This is a genomic window from Rosettibacter sp. KY25 (assembly GCF_057554405.1).
On sequence record NZ_BAAJAO010000003.1, the window covers coordinates 21,340 to 33,488 of the forward strand.

13 protein-coding genes and 1 riboswitch are annotated in these 12,149 nt (G+C 31.4%); of the genes, 7 read left to right on the forward strand and 6 right to left on the reverse strand.

The features are described from left to right. Window positions 1-8: 8 nt before the first annotated feature. The 5 genes from prfA to AC27L2_RS02625 all read right to left on the reverse strand — a co-directional run bounded on the left by prfA (window position 9) and on the right by AC27L2_RS02625 (window position 6,393). Window positions 9-1,079 (reverse strand): peptide chain release factor 1, encoded by a 1,071-nt coding sequence (gene prfA / locus AC27L2_RS02605; RefSeq protein ID WP_487210105.1) that lies wholly within the window; start codon window positions 1,077-1,079, stop codon window positions 9-11. 69 nt (window positions 1,080-1,148) lie between these two features. Continuing rightward, complete coding sequence (locus tag AC27L2_RS02610) at window positions 1,149-1,781, reverse strand: SOS response-associated peptidase (protein ID WP_487210106.1); 633 nt, start codon at window positions 1,779-1,781, stop codon at window positions 1,149-1,151. Between the two features lie 21 nt (window positions 1,782-1,802). Further along, a complete protein-coding gene (locus AC27L2_RS02615; protein ID WP_487210107.1) occupies window positions 1,803-3,152 on the reverse strand; it encodes a glycosyltransferase family 2 protein in 1,350 nt (449 codons plus the stop codon). Next, window positions 3,149-4,054, reverse strand: coding sequence for a tRNA (adenosine(37)-N6)-dimethylallyltransferase MiaA (miaA, locus tag AC27L2_RS02620; protein WP_487210108.1), 906 nt, complete (start codon window positions 4,052-4,054; stop codon window positions 3,149-3,151). Before miaA ends, AC27L2_RS02615 begins: the two co-directional genes overlap by 4 nt. A gap of 44 nt (window positions 4,055-4,098) precedes the next feature. Continuing rightward, complete coding sequence (locus tag AC27L2_RS02625) at window positions 4,099-6,393, reverse strand: ATP-binding protein (RefSeq protein WP_487210109.1); 2,295 nt, start codon at window positions 6,391-6,393, stop codon at window positions 4,099-4,101. A 15-nt stretch (window positions 6,394-6,408) separates the two neighbouring features. Between AC27L2_RS02625 and AC27L2_RS02630 the strand changes: the two genes are divergently transcribed. The 7 genes from AC27L2_RS02630 to thiE all read left to right on the forward strand — a co-directional run bounded on the left by AC27L2_RS02630 (window position 6,409) and on the right by thiE (window position 11,896). After that, window positions 6,409-7,032: a DNA-3-methyladenine glycosylase family protein gene (locus AC27L2_RS02630; protein WP_487210110.1), complete on the forward strand. Its 624-nt coding sequence runs from the start codon at window positions 6,409-6,411 to the stop codon at window positions 7,030-7,032. A gap of 23 nt (window positions 7,033-7,055) precedes the next feature. Continuing rightward, window positions 7,056-7,619 (forward strand): RNA polymerase sigma factor, encoded by a 564-nt coding sequence (locus tag AC27L2_RS02635; RefSeq protein ID WP_487210111.1) that lies wholly within the window; start codon window positions 7,056-7,058, stop codon window positions 7,617-7,619. Further along, window positions 7,612-7,857 carry a zf-HC2 domain-containing protein gene (locus tag AC27L2_RS02640; RefSeq protein ID WP_487210112.1) on the forward strand — a complete coding sequence of 82 codons (246 nt, stop codon included), beginning with the start codon at window positions 7,612-7,614 and terminating at the stop codon, window positions 7,855-7,857. The genes AC27L2_RS02635 and AC27L2_RS02640 overlap by 8 nt, the downstream gene beginning before the upstream one ends. A gap of 46 nt (window positions 7,858-7,903) precedes the next feature. Then, window positions 7,904-8,019, forward strand: a riboswitch (TPP riboswitch). 72 nt (window positions 8,020-8,091) lie between these two features. Continuing rightward, window positions 8,092-9,390 carry a phosphomethylpyrimidine synthase ThiC gene (thiC, locus tag AC27L2_RS02645; RefSeq protein ID WP_487210113.1) on the forward strand — a complete coding sequence of 433 codons (1,299 nt, stop codon included), beginning with the start codon at window positions 8,092-8,094 and terminating at the stop codon, window positions 9,388-9,390. A gap of 1 nt (window position 9,391) precedes the next feature. Next, window positions 9,392-10,459, forward strand: coding sequence for an AIR synthase family protein (locus AC27L2_RS02650; RefSeq protein ID WP_487210114.1), 1,068 nt, complete (start codon window positions 9,392-9,394; stop codon window positions 10,457-10,459). 4 nt (window positions 10,460-10,463) lie between these two features. Then, window positions 10,464-11,264 (forward strand): bifunctional hydroxymethylpyrimidine kinase/phosphomethylpyrimidine kinase, encoded by an 801-nt coding sequence (gene thiD, locus AC27L2_RS02655; protein WP_487210115.1) that lies wholly within the window; start codon window positions 10,464-10,466, stop codon window positions 11,262-11,264. Next, window positions 11,252-11,896, forward strand: a complete 645-nt coding sequence (gene thiE / locus AC27L2_RS02660) for a thiamine phosphate synthase (protein WP_487210116.1) — start codon at window positions 11,252-11,254, stop codon at window positions 11,894-11,896. The genes thiD and thiE overlap by 13 nt, the downstream gene beginning before the upstream one ends. A 38-nt stretch (window positions 11,897-11,934) precedes the next feature. On the opposite strand, the gene AC27L2_RS02665 is transcribed toward thiE, so the two are convergent. Continuing rightward, window positions 11,935-12,129: a YgaP family membrane protein gene (locus tag AC27L2_RS02665; RefSeq protein ID WP_487210117.1), complete on the reverse strand. Its 195-nt coding sequence runs from the start codon at window positions 12,127-12,129 to the stop codon at window positions 11,935-11,937. Window positions 12,130-12,149 lie beyond the last annotated feature (20 nt).

The window sequence follows — 12,149 nt, forward strand, 5'->3', positions numbered from 1 at the left end:
CATATGAATTAAGCTTCTTTTAATTTTTCTGTTTTATCTGCAATTTTTAATTTTTCGATAAGCTCGTCAAGCTCGCCTTCCATAATGCTGTCAAGGTTATAAAGTGTAAGTCCAATTCTGTGATCTGTAACTCTGTTTTGAGGGAAATTGTATGTTCTAATTTTATCGCTTCTGTCACCTTTTCGCACCATCGATTTTCTTTGAGCTGCAATTTCATTCATTTGTTCTGCCATTTTCATGTCGTACAATCTTGCTTTAAGTACTTTCATTGCTTTTTGTCTGTTTTTTAATTGCGAGCGTTCATCTTGACATTGAACTACAATTCCAGTAGGAATGTGAGTAATTCTAATTGCAGTTTCTACTTTATTGACATTCTGACCACCAGCCCCGCCGCTTCTGAAAACATCAATTCTCAAATCATTTGGGTCGATATCAATTTCAATATCTTCAACTTCAGGAAGAACAACAACTGATGCGGCAGATGTATGAATGCGTCCGCTTGCTTCTGTAACTGGAACTCTTTGAACACGATGAACACCACTTTCATATTTCATATCACCATAAACACCTTCACCTGAAAGAGAGAAGACTACTTCTTTAATTCCGCCAAGCCCAGTATCATTCAGGTCAATTAATTCTTTTTTCCATCCACGTCTCTCTGCATATCTTGAATACATTCTGTATAAATCTGCAGCAAATAATCCTGCTTCTTCTCCTCCAGTTCCTGCTCTAATTTCAATTATAACATTTTTATCGTCATCAGGGTCTTTAGGGATTAAAAGCATTTTAATTTTTTCTTCGAGCTCTGCTAATTTTCTGTTCAGTTCTTTTAATTCAATTTCAGCCAATTCAACAAGCTCTTTATCATCTGATGTATTAATAATTTCCTGATTACCAACAATGTTTCTCATTAACTCTTCATATTCATTAAATGCTTTTACAATCTCTTCAAGTTCACGTCGTTCTTTACTTAATGAAATCATTCTTGACTGATCCGAAATAATGTTTGGATCAGCAAGTTGTTCATTGATAACACTGTATTTTTCTTTTATCGATTTTAATTTTTCGTAAAGTTCCATAAAACCCCGGGAAAAACTTCACAAATATACAAAAAGTTTGAAATGCTTTAATTGGTAGTTTGTAAAAATTTACTGCTCATTCAACTTTTTCTTTCTTACCGGTAGCACAGCAATTTCTTTTCTCATATCAAGATAATTTGGGTAAGGTTTTAATTTATCAACGCTCTCTTTTGATGTATCAAATAATAAATTCAATGCATCGTCAATATTCATTAAAACAGGCATTCGGTTATGAAAAGGTTCAATAAATTTATTTGGAGTTGTTGTTATAATTGATACGGAAAGATTGTCTTCTTTATCTTTATAAATAATTCCAGGCACAAAAAAATATTCTTCGTTATAAATATAAATTCTGTGCTGCACCTTTTTGCCATTAACTTCAATCCATTCATAAAAACTTGTCATTGGCACAAGACATCTATTATTCATGAACAAATCGTTCCAAAATTTCTTTTCTTTTATTGTTTCCATTCTTGAGTTTACAATTGTAGGTTTATCTTTTGAAAATTTTATTCCCCAGTTGATAAGGCTTATCTGCAATTTGTTTTCTTTTTTGTATATGCAAAGAATTTTATCATTTGGACGAATATTTTCCTTTTTGAAAGTTTCTGTTAATGACGATGCATCAACATCGTATTTTCTCTCAAGTATTTTTTGAATTAAAATTGCAGCTTCTACTTTTGATTCAAAACCGTAACACATAATTTATGCCTTTAATTAGTTTTAAAAAGTTTTGTTAAGTTTTCTCAAAAAATTTAAATACTCAAGCTGAACTTCAAGAGGTGGAATATTTTCATTTCTCTTTATATTAATTTTTTGTGAAAACATTTTGATTAATTCATCAATTGCATCAAACGTATTAACCATACGAAAATCTGTATCACGAAGGTAATGAATTAATTTCAATGTTTTGAATGCATCAAACCAATAGAGTTTTTGTTTCTGAATTTGCTCGTCATTTTTTGAATTTTCAAAAATATTTTTCATTGCAGATTTGAATGAATTAATTTCCAAAAACTCTTTCAAGCGAATGTGAATTTTTTCTGCTTCATTTAGATAATAATTTTCATCTGTTATAATTTCAGAATGAAATATTTCAAGCCAATTTTTTAGAATATCAAAGCTTTTGGGATGATATAAATAATATTCATTAACAGGATTTTGCAGAAATCTACTTATTCGTTTTCCAGTTCCAAAAGGGACACGCATAGAAACTCTGCTTGATGGATAAACTGTTGTTGTAGTGATTTGATGAATAGTTGTTATCTTGGCAAGCTTTTCAAGAAAATAGAAATCTTCTCCTGCTTTTCTTTTATTCATTCCACCAACTTTGCAATAACTTTCTGCATCGCACACAATAGTTGAACCAATTGTTTGATATGCATAATGTGAACCTGCATATTTAAGTCCTGTAACATAATATCTCAAAAACAATTCATAACAAATTATTGCAAGCTTTTCGTCTTCTTTTTCTGGAAGAATATGCTCATAATAAACACAAGCAGCATTATAATTTTTTTTATTGAAATTATCGATTATTTCCTGCAAATAATTTTTTTCTACAGTACAATCTGCATCAAGGCAGATTAATATTTTTTTTCGATTGTTATTATAATCAAAAATCTTGAGTGCTAAATCCATTCCAATCTTTCTTGCAAGTCCAACACCAGCTTCTTTATCAGGAAGTTCTTTGCCGCTGCTTGAGGCATCAACAACCCCAATCTTAATTCCTTTCTCGTAAATTTTTTTTGCAAAGTCATCTCCACTTTTTTTATTGATTAAGTCTTTCAAATAGTCAATGGTTTTTCTGTTATCTTCTTTAATCTCTTTGCTGCAATTTTTAGGATTGTTGATTACATAAAGAAATAATGTTTCATCAAAATAATTTGTTTCGTTTTCTGCAATAGACTTTAAGAAATTGTTTATATTTTCATATTCTTGAATTACAGGGATTACAACTATGTTATTGATGTTGTTAAATTCTTCTGCTTCAATACTCCATTTATAAGATGAATACTTTTTTAAGTATGATAAAACAAAGGAAGGCAAATTTTTTTCTAATTGCTTCTTCATGAAAAATAATTTTCAATTATTATTTTTTCTGCAGCTTTGTAGTCGGCTCCATCAATCCAGTGAATTTTTATTCCTTCTCTTTCCATTTTTCTAAACCATGTCATTTGTCTTTTTGCAAATTGATGAATTGCGCTGTTCAGTTTTTGAAACATATCGTTGTAATTGAGTTCGCATTTAAGATACATGCCGATGAATTTATATTCTAGACCAAAAAATTCCAATTTGTCAAATGTAATTCCATCTGCAACAAGTTTTTCTACTTCTTCAATCATTCCATTTTCAAGTCTATATTTTAATCTGTTTGTAATTCTTTCTTTAATTTTTTCTCTGTCGAGATAAATTCCAATTGTTAATGAATTTATCTCGGGAATTTTTATAGTTGAATTCCCTTGCTCTTCGGAAATTATTATTGCTTTTATAATTCTATCTTTTATGAGCAGGTCTGTTGTATTGTGAAGTTTTGGATTAACTTTTTTAAGTCTTTCTCGGAGTTCCTCAATACTTAATTTATTTAGTTCATCATATTTTTCTTTACTGAATTCTACTTTATTGAGTTTATAGCCTTTCAAAATTGAATGCAGATATAAACCAGTTCCACCAACGAGAAATGGAATTTTATTTCTTGAATTAATTTCTTCAAATGCTTTATAAAAATGTTGTGTGAAGAGAAAAAGATTAAATTCCTCAGTTGGTTCAATTATGTCAATTAAATGATATGGAATTTTTTTCCCGTCAACGATATAATCATCTAAATCCTTTCCAGTTCCGATATTCATTCTTTTATAAACTTGACGGGAATCAGCAGAAATAATTTCTCCGTCAAATCGATTTGCCAGAAGGGCAGCTAATCTTGTTTTTCCGGAAGCAGTAGGACCTAAAATTGTAATTAAATTATAATTCATAAAATAAAATCATCACACACAAAGTCGTTAATCACAGAATCGTTTTATAAAACAGTCACTGTAGGAAGAGTAATAATAAATGTAGCACCTTCGCCAAGGGAGCTTTGCACTTCAATTTTTCCACCGTGTGCTTCAACAATTTGTTTAGTAATTGATAACCCTAAACCGGTTCCTTCTTTTTTCCCTTGAGTGAAAAATGGCTCGAAGATTTTTTCTCTAAGACTTTCAGCAATGCCAAGTCCTGTATCTCTAAAGAATATTTTTACTTTCTTTTCTTTTTCATCTTTTTTTGTAGAAACTGTAATTGTTCCGCCGTCGGGCATTGCATCGCATGCATTTTTGATTAAGTGCATGTAGCACTGATAAAATTCTTTAACATCAAGTTTTACATTTACATCTTTATCAAATTCGTTTGCTATTTTGCAATTGCGGGATTCAACATAAGTTTCGATTCGTGTTGAGTAATCGGTCAATGTTTTATTGAGGCTAACAGTTATAGTTCTTAAAATTGTTTTTCCTTCAGAATAACTCGATGTGGTTTGAACCAAATCTGCTACATGATTTAATTGTTCGAGCAGCATATCAACTATTTGAACATTATCTGGAGATAAATTTTTATTCTTCAGATGTTCTGCATATCGTTTGCTTACGAGGATTGGCTTTTTAATATCCTGAATTAGAAAGTTAGCCATCTTGCCGAGAGATTGAACTCTTTCTGCTTGAAGCAGCTTTTCAACAAGTTCTGCATTTTGAAGCGCAATTGCTGAGTGTATCGACATAGCATTTAATAATTCTTCATCGTACTTGGAGAATTCTCCTTTCTTGCTGTTTAATAATTGAAGAACTCCAATTATTTCTCCTTTTTTATTTTTAATCGGGAATGTCAAGGCATTTTTAGTTTCGTAGCCGCTTGCTTTGTCAAAGTCGGAACGATAACGCGGATCCTTTGATACATCTTTGATATTCAGAATTTCGCCTGTTCTTGCAACATAGCCTGCCATTCCCTCGCCAATTTTTAATCTTATCTCTTTAATTTCTGAGCCCATTGCTATTAATGACCATAGTTCATTTTTTTCTTTGTCAATCAGATATAATGTGCCTCTGTCGGCATCTGTTAATTCTGTTGCAACCTCAACTATGTTTTTCAAAACCTCATCTATTTTAATAGTTGAGTTAACAAGTTCTGCTGCTTTGATTATCATTTGAAGTTGATCAATTTTCATTTTTATATCCTCTTGAACTATATCTAATGGTGTTTTAGTATCTTTCTGGTTAATGTTTGTTAATTTCTCATCAACTTCTTTGAATATTTCTTCTGTTTCATAATCCTGCCATGTGATATTGTCTTTTTTCTCAGATTCTTCTTTTAATGATTTTTCTTCTTCAATTAATTCTTCTAATTTTTCAACATGCTCTGGTTTAATGCTGCTTGCATCTGATTCTAATTCAATTTTTTTCTCTTCTATTTTTTCAATGGGTTCTTCATCTGGTGAAATTGTAGGAGGTTGTTCTACTCCACTTAAAATCTGGAAGAAAGCATCATCAATATTATCACTTAAACTGCGTTGTACTTCAGTTTCTTCTTTTTGTTCAGGCAATTCGAATTCTGGCTTTGGAATTCCATTTTCATTTAGCATCGATTCTAAAAATTCTTCTTTAGGCTCTTCAGAAGGTTCTGATAAATCAACTTCAGGTTTTGGAATTCCATCTTCATTAAATAGAACTTTTTCTATATCAGTTAATTCTTCATCTTTTTGAAATTCTTGAGCAGAGCTTTCTTGTAAAGGTTCTATAACTTTATTTTCAGAAGATACATCTGCAATTGTCTTAAAGAAATTTTCTTCTGTCTTTTCGGTAATTTCATTTTTTGTTTCTGTAAAGTCTTCGAATGTTGGATGCTTTATTTCTTTTACATCTTTTTTTTCTTCAGAGGTATCTTCATATTCTGGAGCCGGTTCCAGCATATTTAATTTTATGTTCTCATTTTGATTAATTAAATCATCAATTTCATTTTTTGATAAAACAATTAAGTAAGTATCCCGCAATACAACTGCAGTTGAAGTTCTTGATGTTTGTTCCAAATATTCTTCATGTCCAAAGAATGAATTGTCAGAATAAATATATGACTTGCTTTTGCCAAGCAATCGTTTCTTAAGAACATTAACTTCTCCGCTTATTACTAAAAAAATTTCATTTACCGCATCCCCCTCACGATAAATTATTTGACCTTCGTTAAGTGTTAATAATTTTCCTTTAATCTTGCTGAAGTCTATTTTAGAAGTGTCAATATTTTTCAGTAATTTGTTTTTACTTAATGTTATTATTAATTGATTTTCCATTTTGATTATACTTTTATGCTAAATAATGAAATTACAAAAGCAATAGAATATCTTTCAAAGAATGATAATGTGCTGTCAAGATTAATAAAAAACTACGGCACATGCAAAATAGAACCACACAAAAAATACTTTTTTGCATTATTAAGAGCAATAACTGGTCAGCAGCTTTCTATGTATGCTGCAGCATCGATTGAGAAAAAATTGATGTCATATTTTAATAATAAACCCACACCTGAATTAATTTTGCAAACAAGCGACGAAAATTTGCGCACTATTGGTTTGTCAAATGCAAAAATAAAGTATATAAAAGATTTATCTGAAAAAGTTATAAATAAAAAAATTACACTGCGCGGAATCTCTAAAATGTCGGATGAAGAGATTATTAATGAATTGACAAAAGTAAAAGGAATCGGAATTTGGACTGTTCACATGTTTTTAATCTTTACATTAGGAAGATTGAATGTTCTTCCGTATACAGATCTTGGAATTAGAAAAGCTGTAATGTTAAATTACGGATTGAAAAATTTGCCTGATAGCAATAAAGTTATAAAAATTGCAAAAGAAAAGAACTGGCATCCATACTGTACTGTAGCAAGCATCTATTTGTGGAAGAGTTTGAATAATCAACCTGAATCTTAATTAAAATAACGGCATCATACTCAATGGACGAAAAAGAATTAATTGAAAAAGCACAAAAGGGGGATAGAAAAGCATTAACTGAGCTTGTAAAAATGTATGAGCAGACAGTTTATAATTTTTCCTTTAAAATCTGCCGAAACAAAGAAAGAGCTGAACATACAATGCAGGAAACTTTTTTGAGCATGGTAAAAAATTTACATCAGTTCAGTGGTGATTCAAAGTTATCGACATGGCTTTATCGTGTTGTGGCAAATCATTGTTTAATGCTTGCCCGTTCAGAAAATAAATATGGATTTACATCTATTGATGACGACGAAGCATTAATTGATGAAAAAAATTTTGCGGATTGGAAAGTTACTCCAGAACATGTAACAGAAAATAATGAATTAAAACAAATTCTTGATGAAGCTATACAAAAACTTGCACCGGAATATCGAATTGTATTCATGTTAAGAGACGTTGAAGGATTGTCTACAGAAGAAACAGCCAAAATAGTTGAACTTTCTATTCCAGCTGTAAAATCAAGATTGCACAGAGCAAGAGCTTTTTTGAGAAATGAATTAAATAAGAGATTAGCTTATGAATAAACCAACATGTAAAGATGTTATGATGCATATATGCGATAATCTTGGTGAAGAACTAAATTCACCAACATGCATAGAAATTAAAACTCATTTAGAAAGTTGTGATAATTGTCAGCATTTTTTCAAATCAGTTGAAGATACAATTCAATTTTACAGAAGATATAATGTGCAGCTGTCTGAAGATGCACACAACAGATTACTTGAATTTTTGGGATTAAAAGAGAACGCTTCTGATACCTGAATTTATTTTCTTGTTCATTTGATTATCAAATAAAAATTTTAGAACTTTGCAATACCGAGGAAGCTGGGGACAACCCGGCTGAGAGGAAGTCTAGAATGCGACTTCGGCCTTTTGAACCTGATCCGGGTAATACCGGCGTAGGGAAGGTAATCAAAAATTCCTTTCTCTCTAAGCCTATATTATCCCCTCATTGCTTCCATCGGTTTTAATCTTATTAAAATTAGGGAGGTTGAAATGACACAATTAGAATTTGCTCAAATGGGCAAAGTTACGGAAGCAATGAAATATGTAGCAGAAAAAGAAAATAAATCTCCACATGAAATACTTGAACTTGTCAGAAGTGGAAGAGCAGTGATCCCTGCAAATATAAATCACATAAATCTTTCGAACTTTACAGCCATTGGTGAATCTCTTACTGTTAAAATAAATACAAACATTGGTACATCTTACGACTACATAAATATCGCTGAAGAAATTGAAAAAGCTAAAATTGCCATTGAATATGGCTCAGACACTCTTATGGATTTATCAACTGGAGGAGATTTAAAGTTTATTCGAGAGGAAATACTGAAAGTTTGCACAATCCCACTTGGTACAGTACCAATTTATGAAGCTGAATTTACCGCTGCAAAAAAATCATCTATTTATGATATGACACCTGATGATATTTTTAATGTCATTGAAGAACATGGAAAACAAGGAGTAGATTATATAACAGTTCATTGTGGTATCACGATGGAAACATTGAAAAGATACCAGAACGAAAAAAGAATTACCGGTATAGTATCTCGAGGCGGCGGTTTAATTGCAGCCTGGATGCTTAAGAACAAGGAAGAAAATCCTTTATATAAGTATTATGACCGACTTCTTGAAATTGCTCGTGAATATGATATGACATTATCACTTGGCGATGGATTAAGACCAGGTAGTTTGAATGATTCAACTGACAGAGCACAAATTGCTGAATTAATGATAATTGGCGAATTAGTAGAAAGAGCAAGAAAAGCTGGAGTTCAAACAATGGTTGAAGGACCGGGTCACATTCCACTTAATGAAATACAAACTAATGTTCAGATTCAAAAGAAACTTACAAAAGGAGCTCCATTTTATATTCTTGGAATGCTGCCGACTGATATTGCAGCAGGATTTGACCACATAGCAGGTGCAATTGGTGGTGCACTTGCCGGTTGGTACGGTGCTGATATGCTGTGCTACATAACTCCTGCAGAACATGTAGGATTACCGACAGTTGAAGATGTAAAAAATGGAGTTATAGCTTTTAAAATTGCTGCTCATATTGCTGATATAGCTCGAGGGAATAAAGATGCACTTGAAAGAAATAAAAAAATGAGCGAAGCCCGTTACAAATTGGATTGGGATAAACAATTTGAATTAGCATTATATGGTAATGAAGCAAAAAAAATTTTTCATAGTCGAGCAAGCAAAACAGAAGCTTGTTCAATGTGTGGTCCTTTCTGTCCAATGAATTTAGTTGAAAATACAATCCGCAAAAATAAATTGGTCGAGGTCTAATATGAAGAAAGTCGAATTCCCTGCAATTGGCAAAATTAGTCCTGAATTTTTTAATCATTATATTTATCCGCAACTTGGTGCAAAAAGAAATGATGTTTTAATTCCTCCTTCTCATGGAATAGATATTGGGATTGTTCAAGTATCAAATGAAACTGTGATGGCAATTACTACAGACCCAATTTATATTGTTCCTCAATATGGCTGGGAAAAAGCAGCCTGGTTTGCATGGCACATTCTTGCAAGTGATGTTACAACAAGCGGATTTCCTCCTGCTTATGCAGTTTTTGATTTTAATTTACCAATGAATATTACCGAAGATGATTTTGAAAAAGTTTGGAAAGTAATTCATCAAGAATGTGAAAAATATGGAACTGCTGTTGTAACAGGCCATACAGCTCGTTACACAGGAACAGATTATCCAATGGTTGGCGGAGCTACATTTATTGCCGTTGGACCAAAGGATAAATATTTGACTCCCAAATTTGCTATGGAAGGAGATTTAATTGTAATAACAAAAGGAGCTGCAATAGAAGCAACAGGAATTTTTGCTAACACTTTTCCAAATTATATTAAAGAAAATTTGGATGCTGATATTTTATCAAAAGCAGAAAATTTATTTTATAAAATGAGTACTGTTGATGATGCTTTAACAGCAGTAAAAATTGGAGTAAAAGAAGAAGGGGTAACATCTTTACATGATGCAACCGAATGTGGAGTTATTGGAGGAGTGTTTGAAGTTGCACAAGCAAGCAATAAAGGAATTATTATTTATAAAGATAAAATTCCTGTGTTGCCAGAAGTTAAATCTGTATGCGAACTGTTCGATATGGACCCTTATATTTCAATTAGTGAAGGCACATTAGTAATTACTGTAAGACCACATAAAGTTGATTTACTTGTTAATGAATTAAATAATCAAGGAATTGACTGCGCAGTTATTGGTGAGATACTTCCTTTTGAAAAGGGAAGATGGATTGTAGAGAATAATCAAACTAAACAATTAGAACATCCACGAGTAGACCCATTTTGGCAAGCAATAGCCCAAGCTTTTGAAATGAAAATTAATTAGAAAGATGAGAACAATTCCAAAAGTATTAACAATAGCTGGAAGTGATAGCAGTGCTGGTGCTGGCATTCAGGCAGATTTAAAAACTTTTATGGCATTAAATGTTTACGGCACAAGTGCTGTCACTTCCATTACTGTTCAAAACACAAAGGGAATAGAAACTGTATATGATTTGCCTGGATACTTGGTTTATGAACAAATTAAATCTATAATCACAGATATTGAAATTGATGCTGTAAAAACAGGTATGCTTTCTAATTCAGATATAATAGAAAATGTAGTATCTGCAATTAATGAATTCAATATTAGAAAGTTAATCATTGACCCTGTGTTAAAAGCTAAAGATGAAACCAATTTATTGAAAGAAAATTCACTGAATATTTTCATACAAAAATTATTACCAAAAGCATTGATAATTACACCAAATATTTTTGAAGCTGAAATGCTAACTGGTATTAAAATTATTTCAAAAGAAGATATGATAAAAGCAGCAGAAAAAATTTATCAGTTTGGACCAAAATGCGTAGTAATAAAAGGCGGGCATTTGCCTTTTGAAAATTTTGTAGTCGATTTAATCTTTACAAAAGATAAAATTGAATATTTAGAAAATCCTTTTATTCAAACAAAAAATACTCATGGCATTGGCTGCACTTTTTCTGCTGCCATCACAGCAAATATCGCAAAAGGGTTTGATATTTTTTCTTCTATTAAAGAAGCAAGAGCTTTCATTCAAAATGCATTACAAAATGAAATTCAAATAGGAAAAGGTTTTGGTCCATTAAATCACGGGTGGCAATGGCAGCAATAAAAGGTATTTATGCAATAACAGATGAAAATTTAATTCCTGATAATAAACTCGAAGAATGTGTCGAAAAGGCAATTCAAGGCGGAGTGAAATTAATTCAACTTAGAGATAAATCATTTGGCTTCGAGAAAAGAATTGAAAGAGCTAAAAGACTAAAAGTAATAACAGAAAAGTATAATATCCCTTTAATTATCAATGATGATGTCCATGTTGCTCTTGAAAGTAATGCAGATGGTGTGCATCTCGGGAAAGATGATTTGGGAGCAAATGCAATTGAATATTTCAAAAAAATTAAATCTCTTATGAAAAATAAAATAATTGGAATTTCTTGTTACAACGATATTGAAAAAGCAAGATTATTTGAGAAATTAGGAGCCACTTATGTTGCTTTTGGGGCAGTTTTTACTTCTCCAACAAAACCAAATGAACCAGTAATAAACTCACTCAATTTTTTTAAGACAGCAAGAAAAAAAATTAAAATCCCAATTGTAGCTATAGGAGGGATTAATCAAAATAATTATCACTTACTGCTTGAATATAAAATAGATGCACTTGCTGTTGTATCAGCAATATTTAATGGTAATCCTTATGAAAATGCAAAAAAGTTTACATTGATAAATCAAGATTTCTCTTGATTGCTATTAGCAAATATTACCTATAGAGCTTAATAAGATTACTCAGATTTTTCTGTTTTACAAGTTGATATGCCAAAAGGTAAGTACAAAGGGCACCAACCAATCAATGCAGTAACAATTGGTATTAAACCAATTAATCCCCATAAACTTTGAGTAATGATTCCAATAATAATTATTGCAAGACCTAAAATTATTCTAATTATTTTGTCTGTACTTCCAACATTTTTTTTCATATTTCCTCCTCGTAAAATTT